Annotated in this window: 12 protein-coding genes and 1 pseudogene; 5 read left to right on the top strand and 8 right to left on the bottom strand. The window is 70.0% G+C overall.

Annotated features, from left to right (window positions below; all coding sequences use genetic code 11):
- The first annotated feature begins 171 nt into the window (after nucleotides 1-171).
- Nucleotides 172-432 carry a 30S ribosomal protein S20 gene (rpsT, locus tag ABNF93_RS09940; protein ID WP_349327609.1) on the top strand — a complete coding sequence of 87 codons (261 nt, stop codon included), beginning with the start codon at nucleotides 172-174 and terminating at the stop codon, nucleotides 430-432.
- Between the two features lie 333 nt (nucleotides 433-765).
- Here rpsT and holA read toward each other — a convergent pair whose 3' ends face one another.
- The 4 genes and pseudogenes from holA to ABNF93_RS09920 form a co-directional block, all read right to left on the bottom strand.
- Nucleotides 766-1,758 (bottom strand): DNA polymerase III subunit delta, encoded by a 993-nt coding sequence (holA, locus tag ABNF93_RS09935; RefSeq protein WP_349327607.1) that lies wholly within the window; start codon nucleotides 1,756-1,758, stop codon nucleotides 766-768.
- 358 nt (nucleotides 1,759-2,116) lie between these two features.
- Nucleotides 2,117-3,616, bottom strand: a pseudogene (locus tag ABNF93_RS09930) (ComEC/Rec2 family competence protein); the annotation flags it as partial.
- An 821-nt stretch (nucleotides 3,617-4,437) separates the two neighbouring features.
- Nucleotides 4,438-5,463, bottom strand: coding sequence for a ComEA family DNA-binding protein (locus ABNF93_RS09925; protein WP_349327605.1), 1,026 nt, complete (start codon nucleotides 5,461-5,463; stop codon nucleotides 4,438-4,440).
- Between the two features lie 313 nt (nucleotides 5,464-5,776).
- Nucleotides 5,777-6,760, bottom strand: coding sequence for a phosphotransferase family protein (locus ABNF93_RS09920; protein WP_349327603.1), 984 nt, complete (start codon nucleotides 6,758-6,760; stop codon nucleotides 5,777-5,779).
- Nucleotides 6,761-7,012: 252 nt separating this feature from the next.
- Between ABNF93_RS09920 and ABNF93_RS09915 the strand changes: the two genes are divergently transcribed.
- Nucleotides 7,013-7,543: a pyridoxamine 5'-phosphate oxidase family protein gene (locus ABNF93_RS09915; protein ID WP_349327601.1), complete on the top strand. Its 531-nt coding sequence runs from the start codon at nucleotides 7,013-7,015 to the stop codon at nucleotides 7,541-7,543.
- A gap of 86 nt (nucleotides 7,544-7,629) precedes the next feature.
- On the opposite strand, the gene ABNF93_RS09910 is transcribed toward ABNF93_RS09915, so the two are convergent.
- The 3 genes from ABNF93_RS09910 to ABNF93_RS09900 form a co-directional block, all read right to left on the bottom strand.
- Nucleotides 7,630-10,032: a class I tRNA ligase family protein gene (locus ABNF93_RS09910; protein WP_349327599.1), complete on the bottom strand. Its 2,403-nt coding sequence runs from the start codon at nucleotides 10,030-10,032 to the stop codon at nucleotides 7,630-7,632.
- Between the two features lie 211 nt (nucleotides 10,033-10,243).
- Complete coding sequence (gene leuS, locus ABNF93_RS09905) at nucleotides 10,244-12,808, bottom strand: leucine--tRNA ligase (protein WP_349327597.1); 2,565 nt, start codon at nucleotides 12,806-12,808, stop codon at nucleotides 10,244-10,246.
- 312 nt (nucleotides 12,809-13,120) lie between these two features.
- Complete coding sequence (locus tag ABNF93_RS09900; RefSeq protein WP_349327595.1) at nucleotides 13,121-13,378, bottom strand: ATP-binding protein; 258 nt, start codon at nucleotides 13,376-13,378, stop codon at nucleotides 13,121-13,123.
- Between the two features lie 58 nt (nucleotides 13,379-13,436).
- Here ABNF93_RS09900 and ABNF93_RS09895 point away from each other — a divergent pair, with 58 nt between their 5' ends.
- The gene (locus ABNF93_RS09895; protein ID WP_349327593.1) at nucleotides 13,437-16,721 is read left to right on the top strand and encodes an AfsR/SARP family transcriptional regulator; all 3,285 of its coding nucleotides are present in this window, start codon (nucleotides 13,437-13,439) and stop codon (nucleotides 16,719-16,721) included.
- Nucleotides 16,722-16,767: 46 nt separating this feature from the next.
- On the opposite strand, the gene ABNF93_RS09890 is transcribed toward ABNF93_RS09895, so the two are convergent.
- Nucleotides 16,768-18,660, bottom strand: a complete 1,893-nt coding sequence (locus ABNF93_RS09890; protein WP_349327591.1) for an SLC13 family permease — start codon at nucleotides 18,658-18,660, stop codon at nucleotides 16,768-16,770.
- Between the two features lie 47 nt (nucleotides 18,661-18,707).
- Here ABNF93_RS09890 and ABNF93_RS09885 point away from each other — a divergent pair, with 47 nt between their 5' ends.
- Together ABNF93_RS09885 and ABNF93_RS09880 are read left to right on the top strand one after the other, a co-directional pair.
- Entirely contained in the window at nucleotides 18,708-20,378 is a 1,671-nt protein-coding gene (locus ABNF93_RS09885; RefSeq protein WP_349327590.1) for a hypothetical protein, read from the top strand.
- A gap of 99 nt (nucleotides 20,379-20,477) precedes the next feature.
- A complete protein-coding gene (locus tag ABNF93_RS09880) occupies nucleotides 20,478-21,026 on the top strand; it encodes a Uma2 family endonuclease (RefSeq protein WP_349327589.1) in 549 nt (182 codons plus the stop codon).
- Nucleotides 21,027-21,041: the final 15 nt, after the last annotated feature.

Here is a 21,041-nt window from a genome sequence, read left to right as displayed (position 1 = left end):
GACCTGATCACGTCTGCGCTGGGTTCCGGCTGGCCACCGACTCGGCCGCCCCCGGGTTCGCGAGTGTAGGCCCGGTTCCGACGGCTGGTAAGCTGTCCGTTCGCGTGTCCGGCCAGGTCCGGCACGCTCCCATCGTCCATCAGCACAACGTCCGATCGAGGCATTGACTCAGTGGCGAACATCAAGTCCCAGATCAAGCGGATCAAGCAGAACGAGCGCCGGCGGCAGCGCAACAAGTCGGTACGTTCGTCGGTGAAGACGGCAATTCGCAAGTTCCGCGAGGCCGCCGACAGCGGCGACGCCGCCACGGCGCAGGACTCCGCCCGCGTTGCTGGCCGGTTGCTCGACAAGGCGGCCTCCAAGGGCGTGATCCACAAGAATCACGCGGCCAACAAGAAGTCCGCCATCTTCAAGCGGGCCGGCTCCCTCTAGTCGGGGCCGTGCCCCCCAGGTCACCTCTAGCTGGCGCGTCTCTCCCGGGCCCCGTGTAGGCGGCGGCGTCTCTTCCAGGTCACGCCGGGCTCGCGACTCCCCACGTCGACTGCGGCCGGCACTTGCTGAGGCTCCTGTCCGCCAGCCGCTCCCGGATCTAGGCGTACCCGGCCCGCGTCCCGGCTGCCGGCGTGCCCGAGGTGAGCACGGAGCGAGACCGGTGCACCGTACGCCGGAGGGTCACTGGTCAAGTGTGCAGTGATCTGGATCCGAGGTGACCAATCGCAGCCCCTTCTGGTCGAGGAGACGGACCAGGACCCGGGCGATGTCCCGCTAGTGCTGTCGTGCACGGCTCACGGCGAGGACCGCCTTCTCCAGCGCGTAGTCCGCATCGTCGGCGGCCCCCTTGACGTCGGCATCAGCCTGAGCCGCCGCCTGGATCGCCAACGCAAGTCCCTCGGAGTTCCAGCCGCGTAGCTGGGCGCGCAGCGTCTTGAGCTTCCACGGAGGCACGCCGACCTCACGGGCCAGGTCGCCCTCGCGCAGGCCCCGAGGTGCACCGGCGAGCTTGGCCAGACCGCGCAGGCCTGAGGCGAGCGCGGAGGTCACCAGCACAGGGGCGACCCCGGCACGCATCGCCCAGCGGAGTTGCTCCAGCGCATGCGCCGTGCGACCCGCCAGTGCCGCGTCGGCAACCGCGAAGCTGTTGACCTCTGCGCGACCGGCGAAGTATCGGCGGATGACTTCCTCGGTGATCGCCGTTCCGGCGCTGTCGGAGATCAGCTGGGCCGTCGCCCCCGCGAGCACTCGAAGGTCGCTTCCGACCGCGTCCACCAGCAGACCCGCCGCGTCGTCGTTGATGCGGACGCCCGCCGCCCGGCCCTCACGTTGGACGAAACCGGGCAGCTCGTAACTCCTCAGCGGATCACACGCGACGACACGTGCGCCGGCCTTGCGGAGTTTGTCGGCAACGGACCGGCCCTTCTGCCCGCCGCGGTGGACCAGGACCATGGCGACATCGGGCTCCGGACTGCCGGCGTAGCTGAGGACCGCGTCGGTGGATTCGGCCGGCAGCGTCTCGACCGACCTGACCACCACGATCCGTGCGGATGCGAACAGCGACGGACTCGTGAGCTCGGCGAGACTCCCGGGTGCCAGGTTCACCGCGTCGATCTCGGTGAGGTCGGCTCCTGGATCGACCGAACGGACGGCCTCGACTGCCGCCGCGACCGCGCGATCGGCCAGCAGGTCTTCGGCGCCGAGCACGAGCGTGACCCCGCCGAGAGCTTCGCCAGTGGCCGGTGCGGAACGAGATTTGGCTGCCATCGACGTCAGCATCCCACGAAGGTCCGACAATCCTGGTCTCACCTCCCGTCGACCGGGAGGTCCGGCCCGCGCCCGCCTGCGACTCCGCGTGCCCGACTTCAGCGCTGGCAGCCCCACCATCCGTACCCGCGTCGGTTCGTACGCCCTCGTCGGCCGCTCCCCGGCTCACGATGCCCAGCCCACCACGGTCCTTGACGACGGCGATGGAGCCCGCGAGATCGGTCCGCGCCACCGTGCCGCCGAACGCCTCCACCGTCGAGACGGTCGTCGGTGCGGGATGTCCGTAGTCATTTTCGGCACCGACAGTGATCAGCGCGATGGTCGCGCCAGTTGCTCGCAGGAACTCCTGGTCCTGGTAGCGCGACCCGTGGTGAGGAACCTTGAGCACCGTTGCGCGAAGGTCATGGCCGGACCGCAGCAGCGCCCGCTGACTCGGCGGCTCGATGTCACCGGTGAGGAGGATCCGGATGCCCCTGATCTCGGCCATCACCACGACGCTCGCGTCGTTCTCCGCCGAACCCTCCTCGTCGTGCGCAGTTCCGGACGTGGCACCCGGAGGCGGCCCAGCCCCTGGCGTCGCAGGGTGCGGACTGAGCACGGTCCAGGTCACGTCGCCTGACCGCCGGCGCTCACCCGCGACGACCTCGGTGACCCGAACGCCGGTTCCGAGCTCCGAGTCACCGACACGTACGGCTTCGCTGGCGGGCGCGTGTGGGCGGATACCGACCTCCCCCACCGTCCTACCGCGCACGACTCCGGCGAGTCCCGCGGTGTGGTCGTCATGGAAGTGGGTGAGCAGGACGTACGGAACCCGCGTGATGCCGAGGTCGGCCAGGCAGGCGTCCATCTTCGCGCGATCGGGTCCGGTGTCGACCACCACGCCAGTGCGGGGCCCGGACCGCAGGACCAGCGCGTCACCTTGACCGACATCGCAGGCGACCAGAATCCAGCCTTGCGGCGGCCAGCCCGTGATCCACGTCATGGGGACGGGCATGCGGACCGGATGGACAATCCACACGGCGGCCGCGCCTGCGAGGACGAGACTGAGACCGCGCCGCCTCAGCAGTGCCGGTGCGGCGAGAACGCCGACGCCGCACAGCGCGACCAGTACCGCGATTCCCGGCCCGCTCGCCGGCCACGACAGGCTCGCGCCGGGTGCCCGCGCCGCGAGCGCCCCGACCTCGACGATCCACCGGGCCGCCACTCCGGCCAGAAAGCCGGGAACCGAGGCGATGCCAACGCTGAGCGGCGCCAGGATGGTGGCCACCAACCCGAAGACTGTCGCCGGGAACACCGCCGGTGCAGCGACGAGGTTGGCGACGACCGCGACCACGCTGACCGACCCGGACAGGACCGCGACCAGCGGTGTGCAGGCGAGCTGAGCCGCGAGCGGGACGGCGACCGCCGCGGCGGCGAACCGGGGCAGCCAGCCCGCGAGGCTTCCGGTGTAGACCGGTGCCAACACGAGGATTCCCGCGGTGGCGAGGACCGAGAGGGCGAACCCGAACGACCGCCCGAGCCACGGATCGACGAGGAGCAGGGCGAGTACGGCGATGGCAAGGGCGGGAACGCCGTACCGGCGCGATCCCGCCGCGAGTCCCGCGAGGCCGACCAGCCCCATCGCCGCTGCACGGAGAACACTCGGCTCAGGCCTTGCCAGGACGACGAACCCCAAGGCACACAGCACTCCGAGCACCGGCAGGCCCCACGATCGAAGACCGGCCCAACGCGCGAGACCGAGGACGAACGCAAGCACGATCGTGAAGTTCGCTCCGGACACAGCGGTCAGGTGCGAAAGGCCGGCCGTACGGAAGTCGTCGACGAGGTGCTCGGGCATGCCCGACACGTCCCCGACCACGAGGGCGGGCACGAGGCCACGTTCGGCCTCCGGAAGCCCGGCAACCGCGGCGCGAAGACCGGCCCGCAGCCGGCTCGCCCCCTGGTCGAGCCAGCCTGCAGGCTCGACCAGCTCCGGGGGCGACCGGGCGGCGAGGAGGGCCACTTCTCGTTCGCCGGGCCTGGTCTCGGCGAGCCTTCCTACGGTGCGTACGACGGTGCCGGGGTCGACATCGGCCCAGGCCACAGATCCGGTGAGAACGACCGGCGCCTTCAGCCGGGTGGTCGTACCGCGTGCCACGACCCGGATGATGTCCGCCTCCACCACGACGTAGGTGGACCGGAATCCGCGGTTGGACTCCCTCCGCAGCGGATCGGTCCCCACCCGAAGCTCGGCGGTCACCACGGCGGAGTCAGCGGCGAGGTCGGGGAGAGGGCCGCTTCGCGACGCGGCGATGTGGGCGACCGTCACGAGGCACAGGACGCCGCCGCCCAGACAGACCACGGCCAGCGCCGCGGTACGCCGGTGGAACCGCCGCCGCCGATCCAGGGCGATGAACGCGATTGCCACGACGACGAGACCCACCGCCGCCGCGACGACCACCGGCCGGCGAGGCAGCAGCGGAACGACGAGCGTGCACAGCCAGGCGGTTACGGCCAGCGGCACCAGCCGGGCGTCTACCGGCTGACGCGATGCGGCCGGATCGCGTGCCGGGGCCGGAGCCCCACCGCGCCCAGCTGCGGCCGGCGGCCCGGGCCGGCTCGACCTTCCCGGGCGAAACGCCCTCGTCACGCTCCGAACCAGGCGGCCGCGAACCTGGTGAACGACACTCACTGCACGCCTCACACGGTGACCCGGTCACGAAGGTCCGCGTACGTCCGCTCGCCTATCCCGGTGACATTGCGCAGCTCTTCGATGCTGGTGAAGCCGCCCTGCGACGTGCGGAACTCGATGATGCGCTGCCCCAGCACGGGGCCGACTCCCGGCAGTGTGTCCAGTTCCTCGAGCGTGGCGGTGTTGAGGTTGACCGGGGTGGCGGGCAGGCCGGTGCCGGCTGAGCCTGCCGCCGAACCGCCTTGGAGAGGCGCACCCGGGGCGGGTACGCCGGGAGGGGCGGTGACCCCCACCAGGACCTGCTCACCGTCGGCGAGTGGGCGCGCGAGATTGAGTGCGGCCAGGTCGACGCCGTTCAGGGCGCCGCCTGACGCCGAGACGGCATCGATCACCCGCGAGCCTGCCGGAAGCCGGACCACACCTGGCTTGCGGACTTTCCCCGCCACATGGATGACCAGCGTCGGCGGTGTCGGCGAGGCGCTGGTCGCGGTTGCACTTGGACTGGTCGATGCCACCACAGACGCGGTGGCGATCGGACGCTGAGTGACGCTCTCGCGCACCGGTCGCTCGCGGAGCACCATGACGCCGACACCGCCGACGGCGACCAGTAACAGCACGGCGATGACCACCAGGTGCCCTCGCCGCAGACCCCAGGTGGCGACGCCACCCAGCTCCCCGCCGGCCATTTCCTCGTCCGCCGGAATTCGGCCGTCGGCCCGGAACGGATCCTCATCCCGGAACCGATCCTCATCCCGGAATCGGTCGTCATCCCGGAATCGGTCGTCACCCAGCAACCCGTCGTCATGCCGAAGTCGATCGGCATACGGGAAGCGCTTGTCGGGCTCAGGCTGCTCATCCGGCTCAGGCTCATCGGGCACGTCGGGCTCCTCGGGCACGTCGGGCTCCTCCCTCCCGTCGGGTGCGCCGCCCGGCTCCCCCTGAACACGGACCGGGCCGCCCGCCCGGCTCGGCAACCAGCCACCCACCCGGAACTCTCGCGCAGGCGCTCGCCACAGCGCCTGGACGCGGCGCACCGCACGAACGGTGTCGGACCGGACCCGGCGACGAGTGGTGTGGCGACGAAACACGCCACGACGGTAGGGAGATGCGAGCCCGCCGTCCGCGGAAGCTGCCAGACCTGTGGATGAACCAGCTGTTTCGCAGGTTGTGGACAAAATCCGGGCGCCTGCATCTCCCGGACGCCGTGGGCCGAGCCGAGCCGGGCCGAGCCGGGCACCTCACGCCCCCGGCAAGCTCCCGGCCCGTCGTGGGGGCAGGCAAGCCACCTCACGACGTCACCGCTCCTCGGACTTGACGGCAGGTCCTGAGAGGCAGTCGGCAGAATCCTCAGGCCAGAGAGGCCCAAGGCTCAGGCGGCGACTGGGCGAAGAAACGCAGCACCTCGAGCAACCGGCTCAGCGGCGGTGCCGTCCAGGTGCGTTCGTCCGTCCGCGGTTCCTGGGGGGCACCGTGCAGCGCCCAGCTCAGGTGGTACCACAGGATCCGAGCCGCCCAGCCCTGCAACGCCTCTGCCCGCGACCGCGCACCCACGCCGGCCAGATACCCCTCCAACGCGAACGGCACCGCTCGCAACGGGATCTTCGCGAAGTCCACCGCCGGGTCGGCCCACGCGGCATCTCCCCAGTCGACGAGCGTGGCCGTGTCGAAGACACCATCCACGCCGCGGTCAGCGCCCGGACCCAGCAGCTCCAGGTCGGAGGCGACGACGATGTTGGTCGGTGCCGCGTCTCCATGGACGACGACGGGTTCCACGTCCGCCGGGCGCCAACGAGCCAGCCGGTCGAACCAGCCGATGAGCCAGCGTGCCGCATCGACGTCGACGTACCCCACCTCCGCCAACGCCTCCACGGTGGGCCGCGGATCCGATTCGTCGTCGACACCCAGCCCCGGCAGTGGCCCCACCCTGCCTCGCACGAGCCGGTGCAGCCGGGCGAGGCTCAGCCCGACCTGACGGTACGCACCGGCCGCCTCCGTCGGCGACACGCCGAGAGCTCCGAGGTCCCGACCGCGGACGCGTTCGATCACGAGGTAGGGCACGCCGACGACCGAACAGCTGTCGTCGTAGGTCACGACGGCCGGAGTCCGCACCCCCGCCCGCCGCGCGGCCGGGATCACGGTGGCCTCCTTCGCCAACTCCGCCAGGCGTGCACCTCCGCCGCGGGGGATCCGGACCACGAGGTGATCGCCGAGGAAGTAGACGTAGTTGGCCGCGCCCGGGGCGGGAGCGGGCACGATGTCCTCGATCGCGATGTGGTACCGATCGGCGATCGCCACCAGCGCGTCGCGTCGAGAATCTCCACGCAGGTCCACGGGGGCCCAGGGTATGTCACGTGCGGCGGTCCAGCCTGACCGCCGCACCTGTCAGTCCTTGTCGGGTGCTGGTCGTGTGACCCGATCCCAGTCTCCTCGGCAACGGGAGGGTCGCGGTGGAATCGTTGACCACGGCCACTCGGGGCGCTCTTCCCGCGCCGGCTCCGTCGCCGGACTCGAAGGCGGTGGCCCCAGCTGTCGAACTTTGTGGTCGACCCGTCGGCGTCGGTGGGTTCTGCCATCCTCGGGAGGATGTACGAAACAGCTGACGAGCTCCACGACCTGCAGACCCTCCTCGACACCTCGCTCCCCCGCTCCAGCGAACACCTGCGGTCGATCGTGACGCCGGGCGAACGCACGCTGACGGCCTCGCAGCTCACGTCCGTCCTCACCGGGATGTGCACCCTCTCGGTCGCCACGGTGACCGCCAGGGGTGAGCCCCGGATCTCCGGGCTCGACGGACACTTCCTGCATGGGCGGTGGGTGTTCTCGACGGCCGGCACGGCGGTGAAGGTCCGCCACCTGCGAGCGCGTCCCGCGGTCAGCGTCGCGCACCTCCGGGGCGACGACCTCGGGGTGTTCGTGCACGGCACGGCGGAGTTCGTGCCGCAGGACCATCCCGACTGGCGGGCGATCGAGGACCATCTGGCCGCGCACTACGGCAGCTCACCGACCAGCTGGGGTGACGACATCGTTTACCTCAGGGTCGCTCCGCACTGGATGGTGGCGTACGCCTTCCAACCCGCCAAGCTCCTGGCCGACGTGGCGAACGGCGACGCCTGATCCACTCCCATGTTCCCGTCGGCCCGCACGGCGGTTGAGGGTCGAACCTGACTCGGCGTCGCCCGTCCCGGTGCACGAAGCTGCCCTCATGCCGGCACGACGTTCACCAGCTTCGGCGCGCGGACGATCACGGTCCGGACCTGGCGGCCGGCCAATGCGGTACGGACCTTCGTGGATGCGAGGGCGCGCCGCCGCAGCTCGTCCCCGGAGACGTCTGGCGCCACCTCGAAGCGGTCACGCAACCGGCCGGCCACCTGGACCACGCAGGTCACCCGATCAGGGACCAGTAGGGCCGGATCCGCTTCCGGATAAGGGATGTACGCGACGGATCCCCTCACCCCGTCGCTGCCGTGCATCCGCGACCACAACTCCTCGGCCAGATGAGGTGCGAACGGCGCCAGCATCAGCACCAGCGGCTCCGCCGCCTCGCGGGGCACCGTGGCCAGGCCGGCCAGATGGCGCGACAGCTCGGTCAGCCGGGCGATGGCGGTGTTGAACGCCAGTTCGTTCATGTCTCGTCCTACGGCGTCGATCGCCTTGTGCACCACGCGCCTCGTGGCCACCGACGCCGGCAGCGCGGAGACCGTGCAGGCGCCGGAGTCCTCGTCGACCAGCATCCGCCACACCCGCTGGAGGAACCGGTGCATGCCGACGATTCCGTGTGGGTCCCACGGCCGCGACGCCGGCAGTGGCCCGGTGGACATGACATACATCCGGAACGTGTCGGCGCCGTAGCGCGCACACATCTCGTCAGGCGTCACCATGTTGCGCAGGCTCTTGCCCATCTTGCCGAGGCTGCGTTCGACGCGCTGGCCGTGGTACCAGAAGGCGCCGTCCCGCTCGATCACTTCGTCGGCAGGCACGTGGACTCCGCGCGCATCGGTGTAGGAGTACGCCTGGATGTAGCCGTTGTTGATCAGCCGGCGGAACGGCTCGCGACTGGAGACATGTCCCAGGTCGTACAACACCTTGTGCCAGAAGCGGGCGTAGAGCAGGTGAAGGACGGCGTGCTCGACCCCGCCGACGTACAGGTCGACGCCACCAGGATCAGTCCGGCCGGCGTCGGCATCCCCGGTGTCAACGGCGGCTTGCGGGCCCATCCAGTAACTTTCGTTGGCGGGATCGCAGAATGCCGCATCGTTGTCGGGGTCCAGGTAACGCAGCTCGTACCAGCACGACCCTGCCCACTGCGGCATGGTGTGCGTCTCGCGCCGGTAGTCCTTCGGGCCGTCACCCAGGTCCAGGCGTACCGACACCCACTCCGGCAGGCGGGACAGGGGTGGTTCGGGCTCGGCCTCCCTGTCGTCCGGGTCATAGACCTTGGGCGCGAAGTCGGAAGTCGGCGGCAGCTCGACCGGCAGCATCGTCTCCGGCAGCGCGACCGGACCGTGTTCGTCGTAGACGATGGGGAACGGCTCGCCCCAGTAGCGTTGCCGGCTGAACACCCAGTCCCGCAGCCGATATCTCGGCGCCGTTGTCCCGCCGGCCTCCTCCTCCTCGACCGAACGCCCGATCCAGTGGCGCTGCTGGGACTTCATCGACTCCGGCCAGTCGAGGTGGTCCAGATCCGCCAGCAGGCGGTCGGCGTACACGGTGATCCGCAGCATCCACTGCCGCATCCTCCTCGGGTGGACGGGGAAGTTGCCGCGCTCGCTCCGGCCGTCGACGGTGACTTCCTCGTTGGCCAGGACTGTGCCGAGACCGGGGCACCAGTTCACCTCCACCTCATCCAGGTAGGCCAGTCGGTGCGCGTCGATCACCTTCCTGCGTTCAGGTTCGGTCATCTCGGACCACGGCCGGTCGTCGGGCGTGGGGCGCACACCGGACTGGAACTCCTTCACCAGCTCGGCGATCGGGCGCGCTCTGTCGGCCCGCTCGTCGTACCAGGAGTTGAAGATCTGCAGGAAGATCCACTGCGTCCAGCGGTAGAACTCCACGTCGGTGGTGGACACACTGCGCCGGTCGTCGTGGGCCATGCCGAGGCGGTTCAGCTGCGCCCTGATCGTGGCGATGTTCTGCTCGGTGGTGATGCGGGGGTGCTGGCCGGTCTGGATGGCGTACTGCTCGGCGGGCAGTCCGAAAGCGTCGAAGCCGAACGCATGCAGCACCCGGAACCCGCACATCCGCAGGTAGCGTCCGTAGACGTCGGTCCCGACGTAGCCCAGCGGATGTCCGACATGCATCGCACCGGAAGGCCCGATGAACATGTCGAGGACATAGAACTTTCTCGTGTCCACCCGGCTGGGGACCGTGGCGTCGGCGTCGGTCGGCAGCCTGTCGTCGGCGTTGGTCGGCCCGGTGGCGACGGCGCCGCCTGCCACGGTGTCAACCTCGCCTTGCGCGGCGAGCGAGCCTGCCGGGTTGGCCACCTGGAAGGTGCGGTGCACTTTCCAGTACGCCTGCCAACGGCTCTCGATCTCACCGGCCAACTCGCCGTTGTATCGGAACGAAGGGGAGGAAGTGGACGGAGTCGTCTCCTCGACAGTCATGATCGGGCTCGCTTCTCCTCGACTGGGCTTTCCGGATCGGAACGACCACGAGCCGCGCCGACGCGGTGCGAGAAGCACCCGCTGCAGGTCAGCGCGGCTGTCTAAGGAGCAGCACGAGTCGCATAACGTCCAATCTAGCGTGCAGGCCCGGTCGGCGGCCACGGCAAACCGGTGGCTGCCCTACGCCGGTCACCACGAACCGTTGGCGGTCTCACCCGGGGACGATGTTGACGAGCTTGGGCGCTCGCACGATGAGCTTGCGGATCTCGCGGCCACCCAACGCCGCCTGGACCTTCTGCGACGCGAGGGCGAGGTCCCGCAGCTCGTCCTCCGAGACGTCCGGCGACACGTCGAACTTGTCCCGCAGCTTCCCGGCGATCTGCACCACCGCGGTCACCGACTCGGCCGCTGCCAGGTCTTCGTCGTACGCCGGCCAGCCCGCCAAGGCGACCGTGGGCTCGTGACCCAGCCGTTCCCACATGTCCTCGGCGGTGTAGGGCGTCACGACGCTCAGCATCACCGCCAGCGCCTCCACCGCCTCGCGCACAGCGGGATCGGCGGGACCGCACCCGCTGTCGATCGCCTTGCGGATGGCGCTGGTCAGCTCCATCAGCCGGGCGATTCCGACGTTGAACTTGAACGCCTCGACATGCTCGGTGAACGTCTTGATGGTCCGGTGCGTGACCTTGCGCAACGCCACATCGCCGGCCGCGACGTCGACCCCCGGCTCACTGGTCACATCGCCAGCCAGCCGCCAGGCCCGCTGGACGAAACGCAGGGAACCAGCCGGCGAAAGGTCGGCCCAGTCGATGTCGTCCTCGGGCGGACCGGCGAACACCATCGTCAGCCGGATCGCGTCGACGCCGTAGGTCGCGAGCTGCTCGCCCAGGTCCACGCCGTTGCCCAGCGTCTTGCTCATTGCCGCGCCCTCGTTGATGACCTGACCCTGGTTGAGCAGCGCCGAGAAGGGCTCGGTGAAGTCGACGGCACCCATGTCGTGCAGCACCTTGACGAAGAACCTGCTGTAGAGCAGGTGCAGGATCGCGTGCTCCACGCCACCGACGTACTGGCGCACCGGCATCCACCGGCGGACTGCCTCGGGGTCGAACGGGCCTTCGGTGTAGTGCGGCGAGCAGTAGCGCAGGTAGTACCAGGAGGAGTCGACGAACGTGTCCATCGTGTCCGAGTCACGCCGTGCTGGGCCACCGCACTTGGGGCATTCGACGTTGACCCATCCGCCCGCCGCGGCCAACGGCGACGTCCCCTGAGGCGCCAGGTCGGAACCCCGCAGGTCGGGCAGCTCCACCGGTAGCTGCTCGTCTGCCACCGGCACCTCGCCGCACGCCGCACAGTGCACGATCGGGATCGGGCACCCCCAGAACCGCTGCCGCGAGATCAGCCAGTCGCGCAGCCGGAAGGTGATGGCGCCCTTGCCGAGGCCCTTCTTGTCCAGCCAGGCGATGATCCGCGACTTGGCTTCGGCGACGTCGAGGCCGTTGAGGCTCACCTCGGCGTTGGCGGAGTTGATCGCCGGGCCCTCCCCGACGTACGCCTCGCCGTCGAAGTCCGCGGGCGGCTGCACGGTCCGCACGATCGGAAGGTCGTACGCCTTGGCGAAGTCCCAGTCGCGCTGGTCCTGTGCCGGGACCGCCATGATCGCGCCGGTGCCGTAGTCGGCGAGGACATAGTCAGCCGCGTAGACGGGGATGCGTTCACCGTTGACCGGGTTGGTCGCGTGGACGCCCAGGAACACTCCGGTCTTGGGCCGGTCGGCTGCCAGGCGTTCGATCTCGGTCTCGCGCTTGACCTGTTCCAGATAGGTCTCGAACGCCTCCCGCTGGTCCGGCGTGCAGATCTCGGCCGCCAGCTTGGCGTCGGCCGCCACGACGAAGAACGTCGCCCCGAACAGCGTGTCCGGCCGGGTGGTGAAGACGGTGACGGGCTCGTCGCGGCCGTCGATCCGGAAGTCGACGTACGCACCCTCGGACCGGCCGATCCAGTTGCGCTGCATGGTCAGGACGCGCTCCGGCCAGGAGCCCTCCAGCAGCGTCATGTCGTCGAGGAGCCGCTGGGCGTAGTCGGTGATCTTGAAGTACCACTGGGTCAGCTCGCGCTTGGTGACCGCCGAGCCGCAGCGTTCACAGTTGCCGGCGATCACCTGCTCGTTGGCCAGCACGGTCTGGTCCTTGGGGCACCAGTTGACGAGGGACGCCTTGCGGTAGGCCAGGCCGCGCTCGTAGAACCGCAGGAACAGCCACTGCGTCCACCGGTAGTACGCCGGGTCGCAGGTCTGCAGCCGCCGCGACCAGTCGAAGGACACTCCGTAGCGTTTGAACGACTCGGCCTGGGTGTCGATGTTGGCGTAGGTCCACTCGGCCGGGTGGGCGTTGCGCCGGATCGCGGCGTTCTCGGCGGGCAACCCGAAGGCGTCCCACCCGATCGGGTGCAGGACGTTGTAGCCCTTCTGGAACCAGTACCGCGCCACCAGGTCGCCGAACGCATAGGCCTCGCCGTGGCCCATGTGCAGATCGCCGGAGGGGTACGGGAACATGTCGAGCAGGTAGCGCCGCTCCCTCGGGTCAGGCTCTGCCACCGGGTCGTCACCGGCGAGCCGGTCCGCCCGGAAGGGGTCCATCCGCTGCCACACGGGAAGCCATTTGGCCTGGATCGTCCCGAAGTCGTACGCCTCCGGGCCGCCGCCGGACTGGCCGGTCTCGTGGGGCTGGCCGGTCCCGTCGGGCTGGCCGGTCGGGCTGGCTGAGCTGGTCTCGCTCATCGTTTCCTGCTCCGTCGAAAGGCTGAGGCTGGTGGGCTGCGCTGGACTGCCGTGGCGAGAAGCCAAGCCCTACCGGGCGGCCGCGCCGCCACGCCTGGGCGCCGGTGAACCGGGTGCCCAGAATGAAGAAACCCCTCGCGCAGGAGGGGTTGCCGCGCCGACGCGGTGCGCGCTCGAGTTCGCCGCTGCGGGCACCCGCTTGAGGTCAGCGCGGCTCGATAAGGAGCAGAGCCAGTCGCACGCGGTCAGGGTAGCGCACCCGTCGGCTCGCCCGTCCTGCAGCGTGCTCGGTGTCAACCCGAACCCGGTTGATCAAGGACGGCCAGTCGACGTCGCTCGGATCCGACCCGGTTGAGCATCCGACGGGGTGGGAGGGAGCCGGATCGTGAAGGTCGACCCCCGCCCAGGAGTGCTGGTGACGTCGATCCGGCCGCCGTGTGCCTCGACGAGGTACTTGGCAATGGCCAGGCCGAGGCCGGTGCCACCGGGGGCGCGGCTGCGGGCGGGGTCGGCGCGGTAGAGCCGCACGAAGACGAGGGGCCCATGGGTGTATCGAGTTGTTCGAGCCATCCGGCGTACGTAACAATCGGGCAACAGAGGCGATCGTGGGCGGGGGCGTGGGTGAGAGATGCGCATCCGAATCCTCGGACCACTCGAGGTCCATGACGGCGTTGAGTGGCGGCGCCTCGGAGCCGCCAAGTGGCGGTCCCTGCTCGCGACTCTGACCGTGAACACCGGCCACCCCGTCTCGATCGAACGACTCATCGACGAGCTGTGGGACGACCAGCCACCGCGTGGTGCGGTCAACCAGATCCACGGCTACGTGATGCGGCTCCGCCGGGCCCTCGGCGACACCGACAGCCAGCTGCTGCGCACCCGGTCACCGGGCTACGAGCTCGCCGCGCAGCCTGGTGACATCGATCTGGACAGGTTCCACGACCTGGCCCAGCAGGGGGCGATGGCTCTCGCCGAGGGCGACTCCGACCGCGCGGCCACGCTGCTGGCGGAGGCGCTGGAGCTGTGGCGAGGACCGGCGTTCGCCGACGTCAGCGCGACGACCTGGCTCCAGTCCGAGGTCGACCGGTTGGAGGAGGAGCGGCTCGGGGTCCTCGAGTCCCGGGTCGAGGCGGACCTGCTCCGCGGCCGCCACGACGAGCTGGTGCCCGAGCTCCGGTCACTCCTCGACGAGCACCCCCTGCGCGAGCGTCTCTGGGGACAGCTGATGCTTGCCCTCTACCGCGCCGGGCGCCAGGCCGACGCACTCCATGCGTACCAACAGCTTTATCGCACCCTCCACGCCGAGCTCGGCATCGAGCCGGGTAAGCCGCTACGCGACCTCCAGCTGCGGATCCTCACATCCGATCCCGACCTCGACCACGTCGTCCCGGTGCCCCCGAGCGAGCCGGAACGTTCTGCCGGCGAACCACCACCCACGCCCGGTCGGTCACTCCCGCTCCCCCGCCAACTGCCCGCCGACATCGCCGACTTCACCGGACGTGCCCACGCACTAGCCGACCTCGACGCTCTCCTCGCCGGGACGAGCCCGCCCGGACGTCCGTCACGGAAGCGGAGCGCGGTGCTCATCTGCGCCATCGCCGGCAGTGGGGGTGTCGGCAAGACGACACTCGCGATCCACTGGGCCCATCGGGTCGCCGTCCGCTTTCCCGACGGACAGCTCTACGTCAACCTTCGCGGGTACGCCCATGGCGCGCCGCTCGAACCAGCCGACGTACTGCCGAGGTTCCTCCGGTCGCTCGGCGTCGACGCCGAGGCGATTCCGGTCGACGTCGAGGAGGCGGCGGGCCTCTACCGTTCACTCCTCGCCGACAAGCGGGTCCTGGTGGTCCTCGACAACGCCACCAGCCCCGAACAGGTACGCCCACTGCTGCCGGCGAGCCCCCACTGCGCCGTCGTGGTGACCAGCAGAAGCACCCTCGCCGGGCTGGTCGCGGTCGACGGCGCCCACTCCCTCGACATCGGCCGGCTGCCGACCGCGGATGCCGTCGTACTCCTCGGCCATGTCCTCGGGTCCGAACGGACCAGCCGCGAACCCGACGCCACGGCCGACCTCGCCGAGCTGTGCGCCGGACTGCCCCTCGCCCTGCGGGTGGCCGCCGCCAACCTTGCCGCCAACCCGCACCGCGAGATCGCCGACCTCGTGAGCGAGCTCCGCAAGGACAACCGGCTCGACCACCTGCAGATCGACGGCGACCTGCAGAGCGCCGTACGTACCCTCTTCGACTTCTCCTACGTCAAGCTCGGCGCGCAGGAGCGGGCGTGCTTCCGGCTACTGGGCGTGGTGCCCGGCGGCGACTTCACTGCCGACGCAGTGGCAGCACTGCTGGATACCACGCGTCAGGAGGCCGCCCGCCTCCTCGACCACCTTGTCGACGTCCACCTGATCGAACGCAGGAGCGCCGACCGCTTCGCCTTCCACGACCTGATGCGCCACTACGCGACCGAACGGGTCGAGCAGGAGACCAGCGAGCCCGAACGCGACGACGCCGTGGCCCGGCTGCTCGACTGGTACGTGGGCCAGGCGTACGCGTGCGTCGAGCTCCTCAATCCCCTCTTCCTCCGGCTGCCCGAGACCGAACGAACCGCCGGCCACCCGGCGAACCGCTCAGCAACCCGCACCCCCACCCACCCGATCACCGGTCCGCGCAATCGGTCCGGCGCCCTCGCCTGGCTCGACGCCGAACGCGCCAACCTCGTCGCCGCCGCCCAGCTCTCCTCCGAACGCGCCGACGACCGCCACGCATGGTTGCTCTCCGACGCGCTGCGCTGCTATTTCCACCTGGGGAGCCAGCATGCGGACTGGCTCGCGGTCGCCCGACTCGGCTCGCTGGCGGCGGCCGCCAACGGTGACCTCCACTGCCAGGTCGCGGCGCAGCTCAGCCTCGCCCAGGTCACCTACCACATGGGGAACCATCCGGTCGCCCAGGCAGAAAGCGATCGTGCACTCGAGCTCAGCCAGCGGGCGGGTTGGACCGAGGCGGAGATCTTCGCGCTCAACCTGCTCGGAGTGAGCCACCTGCAGATCGGTCAGGTCCCACCTGCTGTCGACCGGTGGGAACGCGCCCTCGCCATGGCCCGCTCGCTCGGACGCGACGGGCTGACCTATCTCGGCAACCTCGCGATCGCCTACACCCGTACCGGTCAGCTCGACCAGGCGATCGACAGGCACGGCCAGGTGCTCGCCCTGCTGGCCGGATCCGGGGCGGATGACGGTCCGGACGCCGGGACCACCTACACCGACCTCGGCGAGGTTCATCGGCTGCGGGGCAACGTCGACCTCGCCCGCGAGCATCTCCAACGTGCGCTCGACATCCATGAGCGCAACGGATCGCGGTTCGGGGTCTTCGCCACCTCGTTCAGCCTGGCCGAACTCGACCTCGACCTCGACCGGCCCGCCGACGCCGCACGCCACATCGCGGTCTGCGCACGCACGTGGCGTGCCACCGGCGACACGCAGATGGCCCTGGACCTGCACCTCCTGCTCGGCGACGCCCACCTGCACACCGGTCGGAACACCGACGCGCTCCGCGAGTACGAAAGCGCGGCCGAACTCACCCGCGAGAGCGGCTATCACTATGAACGCGTCATGGTGCTGATCGGGATCGCCGCCACGCAGGCCAGGCTCGGTCGCGCAGCCGAGGCCATCCACACCGCCGAGGCCGCCGCCTGCGATGCCGAGGCGTCGGGCTACCGCCTGCACGAGGCCCGCGCGAGGACGGTGCTCGCCGAGGCGTACCTCTCCAGTGGACAGCTCGCACGTGCCCGGCGGGCGGCCGAAGCTGCCCTGACGCTGCACCATGCCACCGGCCATCATCTCGGCGAGACACGCACCGCGCGCCTCGTCGCGTCCATCGAGAGCGCCGACGAACCTGGTTCACCGGACGGCAACGACTGACTCCAGCACCGACGACCAGAGGTGACGAGCAGAGCTGACGGCCAGGTCAGCCGCCGATCCCGGTGACCACGACCATCAGCGGCAGAAGCAGGGCGATGAGGATGGCGCCGGCAACGTCGAAGGACACACCCGACCGCGCCATCGTGGTGATCGGCACCATGCCCGATCCGTAGACGATCGCGTTCTGTGGTGTCGAGACCGGCAGCATGAAGCCGAACGACGCGGCGAAGGTCGCCGCCAAGGCCGGGACGAACGGATCGACGCCGGCGCCGACCGCCACCGAGATGACGATCGGCACGACCACGGTGGCCGACGCCGTGTTGCTCGTCGTCTCGGAGATGACGATCGCCAACAGGATCGCGAAGATCGTGATCGGCACCACCGAGTCGATTCCGAACACCTCCGCCGACGACGTGCCGATCGTCTTCGCGAGACCGGTACTGCTCAGCAGGGTGCCGAGCACGATGCCCGCGCCGAACAGAAGGATCGTCCCCCAGTCGATCCGGCTCGCCTCGCTCCACGTCATCGTGAACCTGCGCTCGCGCCAGCTCACCGGCAGCAGGAACAGCAGTGAGGCGGCGAGCACCGCGACCATGCCCTCGTCGAGGACGTCGCCCACACTGGTGTACACCTGCGAGTCGTCACCCGCGATCAGCCCGACGACGCCGGGCAGGAGCCACAGTGTCACCGCGGTGCCGAACGCGATCAGCGTGTTGCGTTCGTACGCCGACAGCGGGCCGAGCTTGCGCCGCTCCTCCGCGACGTACTCCTCGAGGCCGTCCAGGCGCTTCACCTCCGGCTTGTTGAGCAGGAGGAGGACGACGGCGAGCACGACGAACATCACCGCCGAGATGGGCAGCGCGGCCGCCATCCAGCTGAAGAAGCTGATCCGCTCCCCGGTGGCCTCCTCGATCAGACCGCGGCCGATCAGGTTGGGAGGGGATCCCACCGGGGTGAGGAGGCCGCCGACGCTCGCGCCGTAGGCCAGCATGAGCAGCAGGGCGACGGCGACCCGCGGGTTGGTACGCCGAGCCAGCAGCTCCTCGCGCACTGTCGCAGGAGCCGCGGCGTCGGCGTTCGCGCCGCTCTGGTTGGTCGTGTCGCCGGTCCGCCGCGAACGCCCAGTCGCACCCGCCACGGTGCCGAGAATCGCGACCGCCGTCGGCAGCAGCATGGCGACGGTCGCGGTGTTGGAGACGAACGCCGACAACGCACACGTGATCAGCCCGAACGCCACGACCGTGCGCGTCGTCGAGGCGCCGACACCGCGGACGGCGAGGATCCGGAACGCGAAGCGCCGCGCCAACCCGTGCCGCAACATCGCCTGGGCGAGGATGAACGCGCCGATGAAGGTGAAGATGGTCGACGAGCCGAACGGCGCCAGCACCTCGTCTGCCGGCGCGACTCCCAACAGGGTGACGACGACGACCCCGATCAGGCCGCCCACCGGCAGCGGGACGGCCTCCGTGATCCACAGGGTGATGACGAACACCAGCACCGCGGCCAGCCGTTGTTGGGCGTCGTCGAGCCCGAGCGGGAGGAGAAGGAAGACAACGAGCAGGGCCGGCGCGACGAACAGTCCGAGCGTCTTGCGGCCCCGTTCGAATCGTTCCTCCGCCGCGGAGACCATCTCCTGGCCCAGCGGTGTCTGGTCTGTCGTCGACGGCGACGAGTTCATGCGGTAACCACCTCCACGGCTGCCGGACGGTGTGCGAAACCGGGTGCCTGCGTAAGAAGCGTGGGACCGTGACCTTTGCGGTAGTCCAGCACAGATTGCCCGCTTGACCGAGAATCGCACGAAGTTGTCGTATTTCGGCCTGACCCGGCCATCCCACGGTGCGGGCAGTGGGGACTCCGGCGCACCGTGCAGCGAGGCCGATGCGGGTCTCGCGGCGGGCATGAAAGGCTTCGCCGCATGAGCGAGCGGATCGGTCAGCACAGCGCGCAATGTGCCTCATGCGCGCTCGCAGCGAAGCGAGGTCGCGCATGAGCCCGAAGAGTCGAGGTCGCCGGCGCGATCAGCGCCGTCCCACCGACCGCCGCCGTGCCCAGCGTCGTACCGCCGCGTCGAGCGAGCGAGTCGACCAGACGGCGGCGTTCGTCTCCCAGGTCCTCCAGGCGGCGGCGCAACTCACCACCCTGACGTCGCCACTCGAAGCGGAGGCGTTCGCCTCCAGTGTGGCGGGGGCGTGGTGGCAGCAGAGCGGGAACGCGGCGTACGGCCCCACACTCGTCGCCCGCGCCCAGCAGGCGGCCACGCCGGAGGCGGCGGCGCTCCTGCACGGTCTCGCCGCCGTCACCGAACCCGGCCTCGATGCGGCGGCCCGAGCCGCCCTCGACGACCTCGCGAAACACGACCTTCCCGCGCCGGCATGGGCGACGACGGTCGGGCGTGCGCAGGTGCGGGAGTGCTTCACCGTCGACGACGAACTGGGAGATGCCAGCCAGGTCATCCTGTCCTATTCCTACGCCGACGAACCCGCGCACGCAGTCGTCGTCCTTGTCGACCACAACCTCGGCGGCATCGCCAAGGACATCTGGGTCACCGACGCGGTTCCCCTCGTGGAAAGGGTCCGGGCGACGGCCGCCGAGGACCCCGGGGTGCTGCTGGCCGACGCCGATCCGGCCGCGCTCCGGCCGCTGCTCGCCGACGCGATGGCCGCGACCGACCAGGCGGTCGAACCGCCGGTGAGCGACAACTTCCCGCAGTTGCGTGCGCTGTTGCTGGCCCGGGTCCGCGCGTTGCCCGACGGCGGTACGCGACCCGACGTTCCGGCGTGGTCGGAGCAGGACCAGCACGACCTCGTCGCCGAGTTCGTCTCCTCACCCGAGGCCGCGGCCCTGGCGGAGGAGGCCGACGCGCGAAGCGACGCGCTGGAGGCCATCGCCCTCGAGTTGGTGGCGTACGGAAGTGAGCACGACCGCGGGCGCCCGCTCCGGGTCAGCCCGACGAAGCTCGAGGTCTTCCTGCTCGGCTGGCTGCCCATGACCGGGCTGCTGGACAGAGGTTTCGCGAGCCACATGCCTGCGGTGCTTCCCGCCTGGGTGCGGTTCGCGGCCAGGCGTACCTCCCTTTCCGCCGAACCACTTGCCGAGACGTTGACGGCGGCGGAGACCTTCGCACCCCAGTTCGTCGAGGCGTACGACGATCCGGACCGCTGGGGACCCGCCCGGGTCGCGGTCGAGTCGATGCTCGCCGACATCGACCCGGAACGCGACGACGCCGACGAGGTCTTCGCCCGCCGGATGTTCGCGCTACCGGAGATTCCCGGGCCGGACTTCGACGCCGACGACGAGAGTTCCTTCCTCACGGTGACAGAACGGGAACATCCCGAGCACGCCGCCGTCCTTTCCGATCCGTCCGCCGACCCGGTGGTCGATGGCGTCAACGTCCGCCTGCAGGCGGCGACCCATGCCGCTGTCGCGCGGCAGCTGTGGTTCGACGATCCGCCCGAGGTGTGGACCACCGCGCAGCGCCTGCTCGACGCCGGCTACGACCGGCACGACATCCTGCATGCGCTCATGTACGTCCTGACCACGCAGATCCAACAGACTGTCGCGGCCGGAGCACCGGCGGATCCGGACGCCTACCGGGCCGCTCTCGACGCCCTGCCGGAGTCGTGGGAGAAGACGTTCGCGCACAAGACCGGCGACTGAGGCATCACGGACTGTGGATGGCCGGATGCTGTGGATGACGCGGCGCGCGACCTTGATCATCTGCGGCAGCATTGGACGGCATGACCCACGGGAGGAAAAATGACTGCTGTGACGCAGTTGCCCTACGGCCGGGCGTTCACCTGGGCCGATCTCGAGGCGATGCCCGATGACGGGCACCGTTACGAGCTCATCGACGGGGTGCTCATCGTGAGCCCCGCACCGCGCCCGCTGCATCAGCGGGTCGTCGCAGAAATGACCACACTTCTGAGGGAAGGCTGCCCACCCGAGCTCGAGGCCCTGCCGGGGCCGGTCGACGTACGCCTCGCCGAGGACACGGTCGTCGAGCCGGATGTCATCGTCGCCCGGCGTGCCGACCTCACCGACCGGGGGCTGCTGCACGCCCCGCTCCTCGCCGTCGAGGTGCTTTCGCCCGGCAACCGGGGAGTGGATCTGGTCTCGAAACGGAACCGGTACGAGAGCAGCGGTTGCCCGTCGTACTGGATCGTCGATCCGGACATCCCCTCCCTGCTCGAGCTGCGGCTCCGCGACGGGCGCTACGTCGAGACCGCCCATGTCAAGGCCGACGAGGACTTCCACACCGACGCTCCCTACGCCGTCAGCTTCACCCCCGCCGTGTTGATCTCCTGATCCCGCTGTCGGTCC

The sequence above is a fragment of the Actinopolymorpha sp. B9G3 genome (assembly GCF_040120725.1).
In the GTDB taxonomy this organism is placed as follows: domain Bacteria; phylum Actinomycetota; class Actinomycetes; order Propionibacteriales; family Actinopolymorphaceae; genus Thermasporomyces.
Note: the sequence above shows the minus strand (reverse complement) of the source record. Positions and strands in the feature narration are given on the sequence as shown.